13 protein-coding genes and 2 pseudogenes are annotated in these 18,981 nt (G+C 68.0%); 11 read left to right on the top strand and 4 right to left on the bottom strand.

The features are described from left to right. Positions 1 to 15: 15 nt before the first annotated feature. The 8 genes from KWI83_RS34870 (at position 16) to KWI83_RS34835 (ending at position 12,070) form a co-directional block, all read left to right on the top strand. On the top strand, positions 16 to 228 hold the full coding sequence (locus KWI83_RS34870) for a hypothetical protein (RefSeq protein WP_218518387.1): 213 nt from the start codon (positions 16 to 18) through the stop codon (positions 226 to 228). 174 nt (positions 229 to 402) lie between these two features. After that, the gene (locus KWI83_RS34865; protein ID WP_218518400.1) at positions 403 to 1,410 is read left to right on the top strand and encodes a LacI family DNA-binding transcriptional regulator; all 1,008 of its coding nucleotides are present in this window, start codon (positions 403 to 405) and stop codon (positions 1,408 to 1,410) included. Positions 1,411 to 1,805: 395 nt separating this feature from the next. Next, on the top strand, positions 1,806 to 3,104 hold the full coding sequence (locus KWI83_RS34860) for an extracellular solute-binding protein (protein ID WP_218518386.1): 1,299 nt from the start codon (positions 1,806 to 1,808) through the stop codon (positions 3,102 to 3,104). A gap of 57 nt (positions 3,105 to 3,161) precedes the next feature. Continuing rightward, on the top strand, positions 3,162 to 4,139 hold the full coding sequence (locus tag KWI83_RS34855) for a carbohydrate ABC transporter permease (RefSeq protein ID WP_256363228.1): 978 nt from the start codon (positions 3,162 to 3,164) through the stop codon (positions 4,137 to 4,139). A 6-nt stretch (positions 4,140 to 4,145) separates the two neighbouring features. Then, entirely contained in the window at positions 4,146 to 5,033 is an 888-nt protein-coding gene (locus tag KWI83_RS34850) for a carbohydrate ABC transporter permease (RefSeq protein WP_218518384.1), read from the top strand. Positions 5,034 to 5,179: 146 nt separating this feature from the next. Then, the gene (locus tag KWI83_RS34845; protein ID WP_218518399.1) at positions 5,180 to 7,477 is read left to right on the top strand and encodes a glycoside hydrolase family 3 N-terminal domain-containing protein; all 2,298 of its coding nucleotides are present in this window, start codon (positions 5,180 to 5,182) and stop codon (positions 7,475 to 7,477) included. Between the two features lie 94 nt (positions 7,478 to 7,571). Beyond that, positions 7,572 to 9,041: a glycoside hydrolase family 32 protein gene (locus tag KWI83_RS34840; protein ID WP_218518383.1), complete on the top strand. Its 1,470-nt coding sequence runs from the start codon at positions 7,572 to 7,574 to the stop codon at positions 9,039 to 9,041. A gap of 92 nt (positions 9,042 to 9,133) precedes the next feature. Continuing rightward, positions 9,134 to 12,070, top strand: coding sequence for a discoidin domain-containing protein (locus KWI83_RS34835; protein WP_218518382.1), 2,937 nt, complete (start codon positions 9,134 to 9,136; stop codon positions 12,068 to 12,070). Between the two features lie 341 nt (positions 12,071 to 12,411). On the opposite strand, the gene KWI83_RS34830 is transcribed toward KWI83_RS34835, so the two are convergent. Together KWI83_RS34830 and KWI83_RS34825 are read right to left on the bottom strand one after the other, a co-directional pair. Next, positions 12,412 to 13,809: an IS1380 family transposase gene (locus KWI83_RS34830; RefSeq protein ID WP_218518381.1), complete on the bottom strand. Its 1,398-nt coding sequence runs from the start codon at positions 13,807 to 13,809 to the stop codon at positions 12,412 to 12,414. Between the two features lie 583 nt (positions 13,810 to 14,392). Then, positions 14,393 to 15,277, bottom strand: coding sequence for an LLM class flavin-dependent oxidoreductase (locus tag KWI83_RS34825; protein WP_218518380.1), 885 nt, complete (start codon positions 15,275 to 15,277; stop codon positions 14,393 to 14,395). A gap of 390 nt (positions 15,278 to 15,667) precedes the next feature. On the opposite strand from KWI83_RS34825, the gene KWI83_RS34820 reads away from it, so the two are divergent. From KWI83_RS34820 to KWI83_RS39455, 3 genes and pseudogenes are all read left to right on the top strand, one after another. Continuing rightward, entirely contained in the window at positions 15,668 to 16,198 is a 531-nt protein-coding gene (locus KWI83_RS34820) for a sigma-70 family RNA polymerase sigma factor (protein WP_218518398.1), read from the top strand. After that, positions 16,195 to 17,355, top strand: coding sequence for a CU044_5270 family protein (locus tag KWI83_RS34815; protein WP_218518379.1), 1,161 nt, complete (start codon positions 16,195 to 16,197; stop codon positions 17,353 to 17,355). Before KWI83_RS34820 ends, KWI83_RS34815 begins: the two co-directional genes overlap by 4 nt. 78 nt (positions 17,356 to 17,433) lie before the next feature. Continuing rightward, a pseudogene (locus KWI83_RS39455) lies at positions 17,434 to 17,605 on the top strand (IS5/IS1182 family transposase); the annotation flags it as partial. A 279-nt stretch (positions 17,606 to 17,884) separates the two neighbouring features. Here KWI83_RS39455 and KWI83_RS34810 read toward each other — a convergent pair. Together KWI83_RS34810 and KWI83_RS34805 are read right to left on the bottom strand one after the other, a co-directional pair. Then, a pseudogene (locus KWI83_RS34810) lies at positions 17,885 to 18,028 on the bottom strand (transposase); the annotation flags it as partial. A 327-nt stretch (positions 18,029 to 18,355) separates the two neighbouring features. Then, positions 18,356 to 18,976, bottom strand: a complete 621-nt coding sequence (locus KWI83_RS34805) for a LysE family transporter (protein ID WP_218518378.1) — start codon at positions 18,974 to 18,976, stop codon at positions 18,356 to 18,358. Between the last annotated feature and the right edge of the window lie 5 nt (positions 18,977 to 18,981).

The raw sequence follows: 18,981 nt of genomic DNA, 5'->3' as shown, positions 1-18,981 counted from the left end.
GCGAATGCCCCGACAATGAAGCGCAATCCGGCCAGTGCCGTCAATGGTGCGGGCGCGATTATTTCCGTACGGATCGACAGGCCGTCAGGCGTCGCCGGCGGTCGCGACCTGCGCCAACCCGCTCGGGCAGGGCGGGTTGTGGCCGGTAAACGAGCAGGTCAGGGCGGCCAACTAGGTGGCGAACCGGCAGGCTTCCGCGACACCGGCAAGACCGAGAACGGCCAGTGAACGAATCGTTTCCGGTGTATTGACCGGTCGGGCCTCTCGGTGCTTCACTTCCGGAACCGGTACCGAAACCGGTTCCGGGACCGCTTCCGGTACCGGTTCCACTGGGCTCTGTACGATCTGCCCTTCGGTGCGGGAGGAAGTCTTCCGCCTCTGCAGGAAGGGAGGGGAGGTGACATGGGAGTCACTATCGCCGACGTGGCCGCGCGGGCCGGGGTCAGCAAGACGACGGTCTCGCGGGTGCTGAACGCCAAGGGCGAGATCAACGAGAACACCGTCTTGAAGGTCCGCCAGGCGATCTCGGAGCTCGGCTATGTGCCGAGCGCCGGGGCAGTGGGGCTCGCACGCGGCACGACACAGATGATCGGCATGCTGGTTCCTGACATGGCCTGGGCCTGGGCCGGCATAGTGCAGGCGGTCGTCGAAACGCTGGAGACCGAGGGTTTCGGACTGCGCATGCTGACCGTGAACCGCGGTGAGGAGTCACTGCGCAGACTGGGTCTGCAGGTCGCCGCCAAGTCGTTCGACGGTCTGCTGGTGATCGAGCCCGAGGGGGCCCTGGCAGCCATCACGGAACTGCACGAAGCCGGACTGCCGGTGGTGCTGATCGACGACCGCTTCCAGCGGCCGGGATTCCCCTACGTGGCCACCACCAACCGGGAGGGCGGTGAGCAGGCGGCGCGCCACCTGCTGGACCTCGGCCGCCGTCGCCCTCTGGTGGTGACCGGTCCCGAAGAGTACGGCTGCACTCAGGAACGGCTGGGCGGGTTCGTCGACGTCTATGCGAAGGCCGGGATCGAGCTCGACCCGCGCAGCATCATCGGCGGTGACTTCTTGTTCGACACAGCCCGGAGCGCGGTCGCGCAAGCTCTCGCGGACGGCGTGGAGTTCGACGCGGTCTTCGGGCACAACGACCCCTCGGCGGCCGGCGTGCTCGCGGCCTTGCACGAGGCCGGCCTTCGGATTCCGCGGGATGTCGCCGTGGTGGGGTTCGATGACGTCGAGCTGGCGTCGTACACCTATCCGGGACTGACCACCATCCGTCAGCCGATGCGGGAAATGGGTGAGGCGGCGGCGCGTCTGCTGCTCGACCACGTGCGGAGATCGCCGGAGGCCGCCTCCTCGCGCATCATTCCCACCAGCCTCGTGATCCGTGGTTCGACGTCGGAGCCGAGCTCGAACTGACGCGACGTCATCGCGATGCGCACGTGATGGCGCCTCGCAGCCGGGCGGTGCGTTGCCGGTGACGCACCGCCCCCGTCTTCTTGAAACCTCGGCGAACTTCTTCGGACTCGCCTTCCTCACACACCTCTAGCGGCTGCGCCTGCGTTCACGCGGCACCGCCCACATGCACCTTTCCGCCCGTGCGTTCCCGATCCGGGACACCGAACGGTGCGCCTGGCACACCCGCCCGGCCGCTACCCACTCCGCGTCGGATGCTCCAGCCGCGACCTATGGCTGACCGTCGATGCCGCTGCCACCGCAGACGGTCTCCACTCGTGTGCTGACCCATCCGGGCGTCCGCCTCCCACCTTCGCCGCCCCCCGCCTCTGTATCGCTCAACGGCAAGGAGCCGCACCATGCGTATCACCACCCGTCACGCTGTCAGAACCGTCCAGACCCTGTGCGTCACCGTCACGGCAGCCCTGATGGCCACCGGCTGCGGCCGGAGCGAGGATTCCGGCCCCGGCAACGATGCGCCCGCCGCGATCGGCGCGGGCAAGGCCAAGGGGACGGTGGTCATGTGGTCCATGGGTGACCCCGACGAGAACCTGGAGGACCTGGCCAAGAAGTTCGAGCAGGAGAACCCGGACGCAGACGTCAAGATCACCGCCGTTCCTTGGGACGCCGCACACGACAAGCTGACCACCGCGGTCGCCGGCGGCAACACACCGGACCTGTCCATGGTCGGAACCACCTGGATGGCCGAGATGGCTGCCATGAACGCCTTCCAGGCCACCCCGACGTCGATCAAGTCGTCGGACTTCTACCCCGGCCAGTGGGACACCACCAAGTACAAGAACACCTCCTACGGCGTCCCGTTCATCGCCGACACCACCGTGGTCTACTACCGGACCGACCTCACCACGAAGGCCGGCATCAAGGGCCCCCTGGCCGGCGACCGGGACGGATACATCAAGGACCTCAAGGCCATCCAGGCCACCGCCGGCAAGCAGAACCCCAAGCTGCGCTACGCCACCGGTCTGGTGATGGGCTTCAACTCCTGGATCTTCTGGCTGCCAATGGTCTGGCAGGAGGGTGGTGACATTTACGACGCCAAGACCGGGAAGTTCACCTTCGACACGCCCGAGGTCGCCAAGGCGCTGGAGTACTGGTCACGCGTTCCCAAGCAGGGCCTGGCGCCGACCGACAGGTCGGACAACGTGCAGGGCTTCCGGGACGGGCTGATCGCCACCTACCAGGAGGCCGCGTGGGCCGGCGGCAGCTTCCACAAGGACGCCCCGGAGCTGGACGGCAAGTGGAAGACCATGCCGGTGCCGTACAGCAAGCAGCCCGCCGGGTTCGCCGGCGGCAGCGACCTGGCGGTGTTCAAGGACGCCAAGAACCCCGACGCGGCATGGAAGTTCGCCCAGTTCCTGACCGAGCCCGCCAACCTCGCTGCCTATGCCAAGGCCACCGGCAGCCTGCCTCCTTCGCCCCAGGCGTGGTCGGAGGGGAAGCTGAGCGCGGACGAGAACATGAAGGCGTTCGACGAGCAGCTCAAGGTCAGCAAGGCGCCGCCCGCCATCATGACCTGGCAGCAGATCGCCGACGCCATCGACTCCGAACTGGAGAAGCTGGCCCTCGGCAAGGCCACCGTCGCCCAGGTGCAGAAGACGCTGCAGTCCAAGGCCACCAGCATCGGCACCGGCCGCTGAGCGCCGCCACGTGAGTACCCCTCGTACGGACAACCCTCGTACGGACGGATGACATCCATGTCCACGAAAACGCTCCCCGGGCGGGGCGACACCGGTAAGCAGAGCACCATGGGGCCGGAACGGAGTGCCGGTCGCCGGCACTCCGGGCTCCGGAGCCCGGCGCGCGGCAGGCAGGCCCGGGCCGCCTGGATCCTCGCCGCCCCGTTCCTCGCGCTGTTCGCGGCCTTCATGCTGCTGCCGGTGGTGTGGTCGCTGCTGATGAGCCTGACCGACACCAAGAGCGCCGACCTGCGCACCCCGCTGAACGTGTCGTTCACGGGCCTCGACACCTACGTGCGGCTCTTCCAGGACGATCAGTTCTTTACGGCCCTGCGCAACACGGGCGTGTTCGTCCTGGTGGCCCTGCCCCTGACGCTGGCCGCCGGGCTCGCCGCGGCGGTCGCCCTCGACCGTGGCATCCGCCGCTTCCGTGCCGTCTTCCGGGTCGGCTTCTACCTGCCGGTGATCACCAGCATCGTGGCCGTCGCCGTGGTGTGGAAGACGCTCCTCGAACCTCGCGCGGGACTGGTGAACCTCGTCCTGGGCTGGTTCGGGATCGACGGCCCGGCCTGGCTGGCGGACACCCGCTTCGCTCTGCCCGTCATGATCGTGATGGCGGTGTGGCGCAACCTCGGCACCGTCATGATCATCATGCTGGCGGGTCTGCAGTCCGTGCCCCAGTCCCTGATGGAGGCGGCCGAACTCGACGGTGCCGGGCCCTGGCAGCGGTTCTGGCGGGTCACCTTCCCGCTCCTGCGTCCGGCCCTGCTGCTGACCGCCGTGACCACGGGCATCGGCTATCTGCAGTTCTTCGACGAGCCGTTCGTGATGACGGGCGGTGGGCCGCTGGATTCCACCCTGTCGGCCACGTTGTACGCCTACAACCAGTTCGGCAACGGCAACTACGACATGGCGTCGGCCGCCAGCTACGTCATCTTCGTCCTCATCGTCGCGCTGACCGTGCTGCAGTTCCGAGTGCTGCGAGACAAGGACTGACGACCCATGAGCACCCTCTCCCCTCTCCCGGCGGCACACCCGGGCACCGACCGCACCCTCAGGCGCCGCCGCATCCGCCAGAACTGGGGCCAACCCTGGCTGTACATACCTCTCGCCGGCGCCCTGCTGCTGATGATCGCGCCGTTCCTGTGGATGCTCTCCGGCTCCTTCAAGCCCGAGGCCGACATCCGCCGAGTCCCACCCGTCTTGGTACCCACGGCGCCCACGACCGCCAACTACGGTGAGCTGTTCAGCACGCTCGACTTCACGAGCATGTTCGCCAACTCCGTGATCGTGGCCCTCGCCGTCACCGCCGGGAACCTCATCTTCTGCTCGATGCTCGGATACGCCCTGGCCAAGCTGGAGTTCCGCGGCCAGCGCGCCGTTTTCCTGCTGGTCATGGGGACGCTCATGATCCCCGGCCTGGTCACCTTCGTGCCGCTGTACGTGCTGGTGGCCAACATGCAGCTGACCGGCTCCCTGCTCGGGCTGATCCTGCCGTTCCTGGCGGGCCCCTTCGGGGTGTTCCTGATGCGGCAGTTCATCTCCACCCTGCCCGACGAGCTGATCGACGCCGCCCGCGTCGACGGCTGCCGCGAACTGGCCATCTTCGCGAGGATCATCCTGCCGCTGACCAAACCGGCCCTCGCCACGCTGGGGATCATCACCTTCCTCGGCTCCTGGAACAACTTCCTGTGGCCCTTGGTCGTGGCCCAGAACGAGAGCCAGTACACCCTCCCCGTCGGCCTCGCCCTGGCCAGCAGCGGACAGTCCTTCACCCGCTTCGGCATCCTGCTCGCCGGTGCCGTGGTCGTCCTGCTGCCGGTGATGGTGGTCTTCCTCCTCTTCCAGCGCCAGTTCGTGGCCGGAATTGCCACCACCGGCCTGAAGTGACAGCCCGGCCCCTACCTCACCGCCCTGCGCGGCGGGCAGCCGGTGCGCGAGCCCCGCCACGGCAGGCGGCAGCGCCTTTGCGACGAAGCGCTCGCCATCGCCGATCAACTCTCTGACTCCGTACGACTCATCACTTGGAGACCAAAGTGGGACAGCCGGTCCGCTCTGCGGCGTACCTGGATCCGGAAGCGTCCGTGGAAGCGAGAATCGACGACTTGCTGTCCCGGATGACCCTGCCGGAGAAGGTCGGGCAGTTGCTGATGCTCGACGCACAACACGGGGACCTGGCCGACATCGTGTCGGCCAAGCTGGCCGGATCGGTTCTGCATGTGTCTCCCGACCTGATGCCGCAGGCCATGGAACTGGCCCGGCGGACACGCCTCGGCATTCCACTGCTGACGGCCGACGACGGCATCCACGGCCACTCGTTCTGGCCGGGCGCGACCATCTTCCCGACCCAGCTGGCCATGGCCTGCACCTGGGATCCCGCCCTGCTCCACCGGGTGGCCCGTGCGGCCGCGACCGAAATCGCGGCGACCGGAATCCACGGGACGTTCTCCCCGGTGCTGTGCATCACCCGGGACCTGCGCTGGGGCCGGATCAACGAGACGTTCGGCGAGGACCCGTTCCTGATCGGTGAACTCGGGGCGGCGATGGTGCGCGGCTATCAGGGTGAGGGCCTCGGCGACCCGACCGCCGTGCTGGCGTACGCCAAGCACTTCGCGGGCTACTCCGAAACCCTGGGCGGGCGCGACGCGAGCGAAGCCGAGCTCAGCCCGCGCAAGCTGCGTTCATGGTTCCTGCCCCCGTTCGAGCAGGCGGTCCGTGCCGGCTGCCGCGCCTTCATGCTCGGCTACCAGTCGATCGACGGCGTGCCCATCACCGCCAATGAGTGGCTGATCAACGACGTGCTCAAGGGCGAGTGGGGCTTCACCGGCACGCTGGTGACCGACTGGGACAACGTCGGCCGGATGGTCTACGACCAGCGGACCTGCGCCGACTACGCCGAGGCCGCGGCGGTCGCCGTCAACGCGGGCAACGACCTCATCATGGCCACGCCGCAGTTCTTCGAGGGCGCACAGGAGGCGGTCGCCCGCGGTTTGGTCGAAGAGAAACAGATCGATGACGCGGTACGGCGGGTCCTGCGGCTGAAGTTCGAACTCGGGCTCTTCGAGGACCCCCGCACCCCCGACCCCGAGCGGCAGGCACAGGTGATCGGCTGCCGCGCCCACGCCGACCTCAACCTCGAGACCGCCCGACGCTCCCTGGTGCTGCTGCGCAACGAGGGGATCCTGCCCCTCGAAGGCGGGCTGACCTCGGACGGAACCGGCCGCGCCGCGAGCCAGGGCACGCCGCGGACGATCGCGGTCATCGGCCCCAACGCCGACAGCACGGAAGCCATGCTCGGCGACTGGGCGGGCGCCACCGGACAGGTCCCCTGGATGCCCGAAGGACACCCACGGGAGTCGGTGGAGACGGTACTCGACGGCCTTCGCGCCGTCGCACCCGCCGACTGGACCATCACGTATGCCCGCGGCGCGGACATCGAAAGCCCCGCCTCCAGCTCCGAGTGGTCCCTCGGGCCGGACGGCCAGCCGCAGCCGGCCGTTTTCACCCCCGCCCCGGTCGACCAGGCACAACTTCGGGAGGCCACCGCTGCCGCAGAGGCCGCCGACTACGCCGTCGTGGTCGTCGGTGACACCATCGCGCTCACGGGTGAGGTGCGCTCGACGGCGACGCTCGACCTCCAAGGGGGCCAGATCGCGTTGCTGGACGCGGTCGCCGCCACCGGCACACCCATGATCGTCGTACTCGCCCAGTCCAAGCCGAGCACCCTCCCGGACTCGGCACTGAACGCCGCAGCACTCATCGAGGCGTTCAATCCGGGCATGCGCGGTGGCCGCGCCGTCGCCGAACTCCTCCTCGGGCTCATCGAACCCAGCGGCCGGCTCCCGGTCTCCTTCGCACGGCACGTCGGACAGCAACCGGTCTTCTACAACCAGGTGCGAGGCCAGCACGGGAGCCGCTACGCGGATCTCACCCAGGACCCCCTGTTCGCTTTCGGCGAGGGCCTCACCTACACCACCGTCACCTACACCGACCTGGTCGTGCACAACCCGGACGTCACGGCGGACGGCATCATCAACGCCACGGTCCGACTCACCAACAGCGGCGCCCGTCCGGCCCTGGAAACGGTCCAGGCATACATCAGCGACCTGACCACCAGCGTCACCTGGGCCGAGCAGGAGTTGAAGGGTTTCACCCAGGTCGAGATCGCTCCCGGCGAAAGCCTGGACGTCCGCCTCAGTATCCCTGCCTCGCAGTGCTCACTCGTCACGGCCGACAACCGCCGAGTGGTCGAACCAGGCGAGTTCGCACTCCGCGTCGGCCCCAGCTCACGGCGGGAGCAGCAGCTGAGCGTGGAACTCCGCATCCGGACCTGAAGGCCGCACACATGAACCACCGCCCCGTCGGCCCGCCGCCCCGCCAATCAGAGGGTCGGCGGGGCGGTCCCCTGTCATACCGAAAGGCACGCGTGTGTCCACCACACCCCGCGATCCACACTTCCCCGTCGCGCACCTGCGCCCGCCCCGCAACTGGATCAACGACCCGAACGGGCTGGTCTTCCACGACGGCCACTACCACGCGTGCTACCAGTACAACCCGTACGGAGCGACCCACGCGAACCTGCACTGGGGCCACTTCCGCAGCCCCGACCTGCTGACCTGGGAGCCGCTGCCGATCGCCCTGTCCCCGACCCCGGGTGGCGTGGACGTCGACGGCTGCTTCTCCGGCAACGCCGTCTCCGACGGGGACCGTCTCGTCGCCTTCTACTCCGCGCACCGCGAGGATCGCTCGTTCCAGCACCAGCCGGTCACCTGCGCCGTCTCCCTCGACGGCGGCAGCAGCTTCCGACCGCGGGGCGAACTGCTCATCCCCGAGCTGCCCGAGGGCTGCACCATGTACCGCGACCCGTACGTCTGGCAGGACGGCGACGGCTGGCGGATGCTGGTCGGCGCCGCCCTCGCGGACGGCCGCGCAGCCGCCCTTCTCTACGACTCGCCCGACCTGGAGAGCTGGACCTACCGGGGGCCCTTCGCGGCCCGCGAGAAGGAGCCGATCAGCGGCACCGGCCTGCTCACCGGCGAGGGCTGGGAATGCCCCCAGTACCTCCCGGCAGCCGACGGACGCGGCGCCCTCATCCTCAGCGCATGGAACAAGCCCACCGGTCCGCAGAGCGTCGCAGCCCTGATCGGCGAAGAGCACGACGGCCACTTCAAGGCCGGCCCAGCGGTACCCGCCGACCACGGCCCCGACTGCTACGCACCCGCCCTGCTGCGCGCACCGGGCAACCGGTGGCTGCTGTGGGGCTGGTCATGGGAAGCCCGCGACGAAGCCTGGGCCGTCGCGGACGGATGGGCCGGCGTCCTCACCCTGCCCCGCGAGATCCATGTCGACGACGGCACGCTGCGCCAGCAGCCCGCCACCGAACTGCTCGCCCTGCGCGGCAAACACATCATCCACGCCGAGGGCGAGACGCACGGCCTGCAGCCGGTGGACCTCGGCACCGTGGGCCGCGCCTTCGACCTGACGGCCCGTCTGGAGCCGACCGGAAACGCCGGTCTGCGGCTGCTCACCACCCCGGACGGCTCGGAGTACCTCGACATCCGCCTCGATGCCGACGCGGGTGAACTGGTCGTCGACCGCGACCACGCCTCACTGGACAGCCGGGCCCGCGGCGGCTCCTACCGGATGCCCTGCCCAGCCGACCGGCCCGTCGACCTGCGCGTGGTCGTCGACCACTCCATCGCCGAAATCTTCCTGACCACCACCGGCCAGGTCCTCACCCTGCGCTGCTACCCGACGGGGCAGAGCCCGTGGCGACTGCAGGCCCGCAGCGCACCGGGGACGCGCCTCGGCTACGCGGCCGACGCCTGGGAACTGCGCCCGCTCGTGATCAAGGAGCCGAGTACCGGCGCCGCAGAGTCGGCGCCGGCGTCGCCGTAGAACCGACTCCAACCGGTCGATCCCCCACCTCGGCCATGTGTCCCACCCGCTCTCCCAAGTACTGAACAAGCAGGTCCGAAGGAGGATCTTCCATGAGGTCATACGGTCTCGGACCACGCCAGTTCCTGGCCACCGCAGTCGGTGTCGCCGCCGCGTGGAGCCAGGTTTCCGGTAACGCCATCGCCGCCCCGCAGCTGAAGCAAGCCTCACGTGACAATTCCGTCCGTGTGTGGCTGACGGACGTATCGGCCGACAAGTGGGTCGCCGGCCAGGACGATGTGCTGTTCAAGGCGAGGAGAACGGCCAACCCGCTGACGATCAAGGTCGACGACAGCGTCAAGTACCAGAAGGTCGAAGGCTTCGGCGCGGCCATGACCGACTCCTCCGCCTGGCTCATCGACAAGCTGTCCCCTGCCGAGCGGACCAAGCTGATGAAGAAGCTGTTCGATCCCTCGAAGGGAATCGGCCTCAGCCTGCTCCGCTCTCCGATGGGCGCCACGGATTTCAACGCGTCCGGGAACTACTCCTACAACGACATGCCCGCGGGCCAAACGGACCCGACGCTGTCCAACTTCTCGATCCAGCATGACGTGCCGTACATCATTCCGGCCTTGCGGCAGGCCCTCTCGCTCAACCCGTCCATCAAGATCATGGCCAACCCGTGGAGCCCACCAGGCTGGATGAAGACCTCCGACTCCATGATCGGAGGAACCCTCAAGAGCGAGTACACCTCCGCGCTGGCCAACTACTTCGTCAAGTTCATACAAGCCTACGGCGAAGCCGGCGTGCCCATCTCCTACATTTCCCCGCAGAACGAACCCATGGGTACGCCCACCTGGCCCGGAATGTTCCTGTCCGCGTACCAGGAAGCCGAGTTGATTCAGGAGATCGGCAAGGCGTTCGAAGCCAACGGAATCTCCACGAAGATCCTGGCTTGGGACCACAACTGGGACGTGCCCTCGTATCCGGAGACGATTTTCAGCGACCCCGCGGCCTCCAAGTACACCGCGGGAACCGGGTGGCACATCTACAGCGGAAACCCGAACTACCAGACGCTGGTCCACAACGACTACCCGAGCAAGGAAACGTTCATCACGGAAGCCACCGGAGGCGTTTGGCAGGACAGCGACCAGACGGCGTTCAGTGAAGCACTGGGTACGTGGATCATCAACGGCACGCGCAATTGGGCGAACGGGGTGATGCTGTGGAACATCGCACTCGACCCGGATCGGGGCCCGCTCAACAGCGACACGGCCGGAATACCCATGCTGCGGGGCTTGCTCACGATCGACCCGGCCGACGGGCGGGTGACCTACAACGTGGACTACCACGCCCTCGCTCACGCCAGCAGGTTCGTCAGGCCCGGAGCACGCCGGATCTACTCGAACACCTTCGGGGAAGGCAGCATAGAGAACGTAGCGTTCCAGAACCCGGACGGATCGAAGGTCCTGATCGCGCACAACTCGGGAAGCGCGGCGAAGACCTTCAGCGTCGCGGACGGGACACACTCGTTCGACTACACCCTGAACGCCGGCGACGCCGTCACCTTCACGTACTCGGGGCCTGCGCAGAGCGGCCGTACCCCCGCAGCGACCAAGGTCTCGGACCCGACACACGACTTCACGTTCAAGTCGGCATCCGGCCCGGTCACCGTCACGTACGACCCGGCACTGCTGCCCTACCAGAACTCCATCCGTACCGGAAACAAGCTGGTCACATACTCCCTGCCGATCGGAGCTTCCGTCCGGACGACAGGAAGGGCGCTGAGCCGTAGCAAATGGACCGCCACGGCTTCCGCGCAGCCGGACTGGGGTGTGGCCGCGAACGCGATCGACGGCGACATCAACACCAGGTGGAGTCTCGGGCACGGGACGACGAGCGGCGACTGGTTCCAGATCGACCTGGGGAGCCCCACGAGCTTCAATAAAATCGTCTTCGACACCGGCGTGAACAATTCGTTCGACTACGTCACCAAGTATCAGATCTACGTTTCGAACGACGGAGTCGATTGGGGCAGCGCGATTGCGAGCGGCAGCGGAGGCATTGGCAAGATAGCCGTCACGTTGCCGACCCGAACGGCACAGTACATTCGCATCGTCAGTACTGCGGCATCCGGTTTCTGGTGGGCCATCGGCGACATCGAGGTGTACGGGTCTGCGCGTGGAACCGGCTCGATCACAGCTCCGACAGCGGTACCAAGCGGCTTTCAGATGAAGACCTGGACCAGCAAGGAAGGGGAGCAGGTCACCGCAGTATTCAACGGGACCACCGACAGCAAGAGTTTTAAGATGTCCAGCGACGGCTCGTACACCTATACGCTGCCAAGCGGGACCTCGGCGATGTTCACCACCAAGAAGCTGTCGAGCTTCCCGACGCCGGTCTTCAGTGGTTTGACACCGAAGCAAGGCATACCGCGCTCCAAGTTCACGATTCGCGGTTCTGGTTTCGGTGACGCACAGGGGCTGGGTACGGTGTATTTCGGATCGGCCAATGCCGAAATAGACAGCTGGTCGGACACAAGCATCAGCGCTTACGTTCCGAAGGGGATTCCAGCGGGGAAGGTCACGGTTTCCGTGAAGGGAACCAGCGGTGTCGACGCAGGTGGATCCTCGTTCGACGTCATGGATCTGGGCCCTGCGCTGCCGCGGACCGGCTGGACCGCAACGGCTTCGGACGCAAGCCAGTGGGATGCACCCGGAAACATGCTGGACGGTGATTCCGGCAATCGGTACAGCTCTGGGACAGGGCTGTATGACGGTCTTTGGATTCAAGTAGACATGGGGCAGACGCAGACGTTCAAAAAGATTGTGTTGGATGTCGGCGGCAGTACCGGCGACTATGCGCGAAGCGCCGACGTACACGTATCTGCGGATGGAACCGACTGGACCAAGGTTTCTTCCGTAACAGACGGCCAACGAGTCCAACTGGTCTCCTTCCCGACCCAGACCGCCCGCTACATCAAGGTCGTCAATACCGGCAATGTCGCGAGCAACTGGTGGTCAGTCGCAGAATTCAACGTCTACAACTGACCTCGGGCTTTCACGTGGGATAAGCGTTGACCGTCCCGCCGCTTTCCGGCCCGGGTCGGCATCGGCAGCGATGACGTGCGCAAGGTCGGCACAGCTCTGCGGCTGCCGACAAGGGACCCGGTCGGCGACAAGCCCATCGCCGTGATCCACGGCACGGTCCGCACGTCATGGCAGCGTGCCGGCCCGAACCGTCCCTAACCTCCCTGTTTCGATTCGGGCGGCTGAGCTGGTGGATCTGTGATCTCGGTTGCCGGCTGCCGTGCGGGCAGGGCTGTGGCCCGACGCTCGGGTCGGGTGCTCCAGGATTCCTCGGGTCGTGGGCGGGCAGGGTCTGTCGCGGTTCAGGTAGCTGGTCGGGGCAGGGCCGCGAGGCGGGTGAATGCGCTGGTCAGCTCGTGTCGCCAGGGCCAGGTCGCGGCGATCCGCAGGTGGAGGCGGCGGCCTCCGCGGGTGATGCGGGCGGCTGCGTGCAGCAGCCGGTAGCGGAGCTTCTTCGGCTCAGAAGTGGCCAACTCGCCTTCCGGCAGCAGTTTTTGAGTCCAGGCGAGCAGGTCGACGCCGGTCAGAGCCAGTTCGAGCCAGGCAGCGTTGATCGAGAAGTGGCGGGAGGGGAAGCGACCGAAGCCGGTGGTCTTCCCGCAGCGGATGCGGTCCTCGACGCGGGCGTGGGCGCGGTGGCGTACTTCCAGGTGCTGCAGCGAGCCTTCGCCGTCGGGGGTGTCGGTGAGGAAGACCTGGTGGCGCATGCCTTCGTCGAGGTCGAACAGGGAGAGCTGGGCGCCGGGACGGGGACGCTCACGCCGCACCAGGATGCGGGTGCCGTCGGGGCAGCCGTCAAGGTCGACCGCGCCGGTCAACTCGGCGGCCTCGGCCCCCTCGCGCAAGGAGCCGTCCTGCTCCAGCGCGGGATGCCAGAGATAGCCGGGCAGGGCTCGGATTGCCCGGCGAACTGGTTCGGTGACGGGGTGTCCGACGGAGAATGAGGCGAGGATGCCCTGGTCACGCAGGGCACGTATGTGGTGCAGGAATGTCTTCGTGCCCCCGGCGCTGTCGGTGCGGATGAGGATGCCGGTGCCGTGGCGGTGGGCGTCGGGGATCTGGGCAAGCGCCTGGTCGAGGACGGTGATGTGGTCGGCGGCGGTGCTGGCGCCGGCGTTGCCGGGCCTGAGCAGTCCGGCCAGGGCTTCGCCGGTGTTGTCCAGGAAGCACAGCAGCGGGTGGTAGCCGAATCCGCGCTTGCAGGTGGCGGCTGCCTGCTCCTTCTCCGAGTGGCAGGTGATCAGCGTGGCGTCGAGGTCCAGGACCAGGCCCGGCAGGTCGCCTCCCCCAGCGCGGGCTGCCGGTATCCCTGTCCCGGTCTCGGCAGCCTGCAGCCACGTGACCTCCCGGGCGGCGGCCCTGGCCGAGCTCAGGCGAGCGCGCGCCGTCGAGTCGATGTCGGCCAGCAGGCGCCAGGTGGTCGCAGTGGAGGCGACGGGGCCGCATACCTCCGTCTGGTCACGCAGCACGGCCAGGTCCGCTATCGCCTTGCCGCCGGGCCGGATCGTGGTCGATCTCGCGGTCATGCCGGGGTCGTGCCCGGTACCACGCGGTCGCAGTTGACGCAGCGCGTCAGCGAAGGCGCTGGTCAGGCCCGTGACATCGGCGAGATCGGCCAGCAGTCGAGATCCGGCGTGGCTCACCACCCCGTAGCCGTCGGCCGACACGACGAGCTTGGGACGCGACCCGGTAGTGGGCACGCAGAAAGTGCCTTCCTGCTGTGGTGATTGAAGCCCTAGACAAGCCTCATCTTCCCAAGCTCAGAAGGCACTTTCGCTTTCCCGATCAAGATCCGGACACCGCAGCAAGTGAAACGCGCAGGCTAACGGTGACAGTCCGCTCCGTCGCCCCTGTGATCCCCTGGTCCGGCTGCGTGATAGTCACCATGCCGCCCATCACGATGGTGGAAGCACCGACCGCAGTGGGTGCCATGACCCTGGTGGGCGGCGGATGCGGGCGCATCCTCTTGTGCCTCATTCTGACTCCGAGGTCTCTGACGATGTCTTCACACAACAGACGTCACAGAGGAGTCAGAGTGCTGCTCCTTCTTCAAAATCTCTTTCAGCTGGCGAACGGGAGGCAGAGCAGCCCGGCACGATGTGTCCCTGCTTCAGAGGAGTGATGCCCGCCCGCACAGGCAGTACGCGGCCGGAACGTGCCGCTGTGCGTTCACCTGATGAGCACGGCCGGGCTACGATCCGGCCGGACACCCGGCAAACCCCAAAATGCGGGTGGTAGCCGACTGGCCGCCTCGGGAGGTACTACGCCGGGCGGTGCCCCGAGTCAGTTCCGAGCTTGGCGCCCGAGGGCTTTCAGAACCTTCCCGAGCTGCCGCACCGGTTCAGGGCCGACCATCCGCAACACCACCGTGCCCGCTCCGGCCACTTCCAGTTCGCGGACCCGTTGGGCAGCTTCTTCAGCCGTGCCCGAGACCGTGAATACCTGCTCCGGCGAACGGCCGAGCCAGGCGCCGTGGCCCTCTACACAGGGCCGCAGCGCCCGCGCCACCTGTTCGGCATCGTCGCCCACGGAGCAGAAGGCGAGCACCGTCAGAGCGTGGTCAGCAGAGGCTCCGCCCTTGTCGACCAACGCCCGTGCGCTCTCCACATCATGCGGGCCGTGGCCCTCGGCGATCAGCGTGCCGTCCGCGACTCGCCCGGACAGCTCCAGCGAGCGGGGCCGCACCACGCCCGCGACCACGGGGGGCGGCTCGGCAGGCGGATGCACCAACTGGATGTCGGCCAGTCGCACCTCCCGCCCTTCCAGCTCGACGCGCTCCCCGCGCAGCAGCGCGCGCACGGAGCTGATCGTCTCCTCCAGCAGGGCGAGCGGCGACCGCGCCGCGACGCCGACCGAGGCCATCCACTCCGGCACCCCGTGCCCGATCCCGGCAACAAGCCGCCCCGGGAACACCCGCGCCAGCGTCGCCAACTCCATGGCCAGCAACGCCGGACTGCGCAACGGCGCGGGCATGATCCCGATGCCCACCCGCAGTCGCTCCGTCGCTCCCAGCGCAAGGGAGGCGGCCGAGATCCCCCCGTTCCATCCGAGGTCCTCGACCACCCACAGGTCGTCTACTCCGAGCGCCTCGACATCCCGCGCGAACCCGGGCAACCCCTCCGGGGCCCAGTCGCGGTCGTACATCACACCGATTCGAACGTTCGTCACGCACTGAAACCTATGCCCGGCCTTGGGAGTGATCAACGCTCCGGGGCAAGCGTCCAGGGCATCGGCACCGGTGGTCTCCGAAGTGCAGGGAACGTTCCGCCTTTTTCGTAGGGCAGACGGTATGTCCGGCGCCCAATCGCGGCCCCGTTCAGCCGCACGGTTTCTTCGGCGTCTCGCAGTAGGAGCACGCCGAGGCGTCGGCCGACGCGTTGGGGTGTTTGCTCGGGTTCGTTGCGCGCTCTGTGTGACGTATGCCTCGTTCCTCGGGCCCTTTTCCCGGCGTACTGCTGTAACGATCGCCTGACCCCCACCACTACTCGATGACAGAACACACCGGGAGGGACAGGAGGTGCGGCAGTGCCCGACGACGACGCGGATCGTTTCACCGCGATGTACGACGGCTGCCGGCAACGCGTGTGGGCCTACGTGGTCAGCCGCGCGGGACGGCAGGTCGCCGACGAGGTGGTGAGCGACACGTTCACCGTGGCCTGGCGCAGGCTGGACGACATACCGGAGCAGCCGCTGCCATGGCTGCTCGGGGTCGCCCGCAACATCCTGCGGGACAGCATCCGGGCGGAGGCCAGGCGCGCGGCGCTCGCCGCCGAGCTGCGCGCCTGGACGGACCAGGCCGAGGTGGACGTCGCCGAGGACGTGTCCGAGCGCAGCGCGCTGCTCAAGGCGCTGGCCACGCTGCCGGAGGACGATCGCGAACTGCTCATCCTCTCCGCGTGGCAGGGACTGGCCCCGGCGGAGGCGGCCCGCGTGGTCGGCTGCTCGCCCATCACCCTGCGGGTCCGCCTGCACCGGGCGCGTATGCGCCTCAACCGGGCCGCGTCGGCCTCCCCGCCGGTGCAGGAGGCCGCAACCGCGCGGCACGTGTCCACCCGAGCCCGGATCACCGTAGGAGAGGAAGCCCGGTGAAGAACGACGTCCTGCAGCGCCTGGCCGCCGCCCGCCCCGCCCACCTCGACCCCGACCTCCCCGCACCCTCGCAGGTTCGGCAGGAGGAGCTCGCAACGTTCATGAGCCTTCCGCGCGCGACGCGCACGGCTCGTGCCGCCGCCCGCACGCGGAGGGTGCGCCGCCCTCTCCTGTCCAGTCTCGCCCTGGCCACGGCGACGGCGGTCGCGGCTGTGGTGATCACCGGCAGAGGACCGGAGCAGCCGGGAGCCGCGCCCGCCGCGACGTTGGGCTCGGGCAGCCAGGTCCTTCTCGCTGCCGCCTCCCACGTCGAGCAGCAACCGGCCGGCTCCGGCAAGTACTGGTACTTGGAGAAACAATTCGCAGACCGCTACAAGGTGCCCGGCAAGAACTACAGCATCGACGTCCGCGGCGAGCAGCGGTGGTGGACGGCCACCGCCGGCAACAAGTACTGGTCGCAGTCGCTGGACACAGGGGCCCGTCCGTCCACGAAAGCCGACGAAGCGGCGTGGAAGGCGGACGGTTCCCCCAGGTCGTGGGACCTGGGGAACGACGCCGACCAGATCTACACCTACGCCGGCAAGGGCGAATTCGACCACGACGCGCCAGGCGGAATCGCGGACAGCGTGCCGATGGGGGAGGTTCCCCTGCGTCTCCTACCCACGCTGCCCACCGATGCCAAGGCCCTCCGTAAGCGCCTCTTCGAACTGGTCGACAAGCACTACAACGGCCCCGAATGGACCCTCGACCGGATCGTCGTCGAGGACGCCGTCCAGCTCGCCACGACCCTGCCGTCCACCCCGGCCCTGCGCGCCGCGGCCTACCGCCTCCTCGCCGCCGAGCCCGGCGTGCGCTCCCTCGGCGACGTCAAGGACCACGCCGGCCGCACCGGCTACGCCGTCGCCCTCACCGCCGAGTACGCGCCCGGCGTCGAACGCCGCCTGATCTTCGACAAGTCGACGGGCATGCCGCTCGGCGAAGAGACGGTGGCCACCCGCCGCGGCGACGGCAGAAAGAAGGGCGACTTGCTGAACTACGCGACGTTCACGATGAAGTGGACCAACGAGGCGCCGCCGTTCAACACCGACTACAGCGACCCGCCAGCCGGCCTGCGCTCCGCTCCGGTTGACGAGTGGGACGCGGAGGCGGCTCGCTGATCCTGCAGGGCTTGCTGAGCGACGGACCCGGGGTCGACGGCCCGGGGTCCGTCCCGTTGATCACCGGGGAGACGTGTGCTGCTACAGGCCCTCCGGTTCGGCTGCTCCCACCGGCGAGCGCGGATTCCACGTGCTCGGCCACGACCATCCACAACCGCCGCGACCAGCGCATACGCCAGGGCCTGTTCGTCCGCCTGAAGGTGTGCTCGATGCCCACGACCGGATCTTCGGCCTCGTCCTCGACCAGATCGTAAACAGCCGTGTGCGCTGGGCCGACCACTTCTTCGGGCAGGTCCTCGACCTCGTACAGGCCGAGTTCCTCACCCTGGTGGATGTAGGCGCTGCCGGGCAGGGTGAGCATGAGCAGGGCTGCGGCGCGGGCGCGGCGGGTGCCGAGGGCTCGGTCGGAGGGATGTCCCTGGTCGCGCAGCGGGGTGGTCACGCCGGTTCGGGCGCGGCCGTAACGGGTTTCGTCGTGCTTGGACGCAGCAGGCCGAGCGCGTCGACCACGACATGCGAGCATCGCACGCCACTTGATGCCGCTGTCCACCAGGTAGCGGATCGCAGCGAGTATCGCCCGGTTGCAGTACGCCTCCGGCTGCCCTCCCCGGCCACGCACCCAGCCCGGCACCGGCAGCAACGGCCGGATGGCCGCCCACTGCGCATCTGTCATGTCCGATGGATGCCTTCGTACCCGATCCGGCTGATCGGCCGCGTTCCCGAACCTGCGCGCGAGGCAAGCACACGACTGGGCATGCGACACCAGGGCCTCTTGATACTCGGGCAGTGGGGTAAACCCGAGTTGCTCAAGGGGGCCCTGACCTCATGCGGCAGCCACTCCAAGAGCATCCGATCAGGAGCCCTGTTCGGTCCGCAGCCCCGATGGTCGGCACGACAACGGCTTCTGAACCCAGCCCGTTGATCGGCGGCGTCTCACACCCGGGCAGACCGGAACGGACCGTAGCCGCACGGTCCGACAAATCTCCCAGCGTGCCGCTCGTCACATGAGCCGGCACAGTTGGAGAATCGCGAAGACCACGAGCGAGACACCGCAGCAGGCTTCGAGCACACGTACGGCCACTGACGGCAGCGCCCTGCGCAGCACCACAATGACCCCCGCCGAGATCAGGCACCACAGCATTGAGGAGGCCATGAACCCGGCAAAGAAGACCCACAGCTCCGTCGTGCCGCCCGAGCCCAGGACGGCGCCCACCCCACCGGCCGCCCCCGACCAGTAGACGACGTTCCATGGGTTCGCCAGCGACATGCCCGCTCCCACAGCCATGGCCTTGCGGTCCTGTTTGTCGTACGGCTCCGCCATCGGATCGGGCACCTTCCGCGCGAGTGCGTCGCGTAGGCCCGCCGCCCCCAACCAGGCCAGCAGCAAGCACCCGGTCACCGTGAGTGGCACGCGCAAGGCCGGCACCGCGAACAGCGCCCCCACGCCTGCCAGGCCGAGCACCGCCCACACGGCATCGCCCACAAGCGAGCCGACCTGGACCGCGAAGGCCGGGCGGAACCCGCCCCGTATCCCGCGTCGCAGGGACTCGCTGAACACCGCGCCTGGTGCCGCGTTGAACACCAGCCCCAACCACATGGCCACCATGAAGATCTCGAACATGGCAG

The organism is Streptomyces sp. TRM70350 (genome assembly GCF_019219825.1).
Classification (GTDB): Bacteria; Actinomycetota; Actinomycetes; order Streptomycetales; family Streptomycetaceae; genus Streptomyces.
This window is presented reverse-complemented; position numbering and strand designations above follow the sequence as displayed.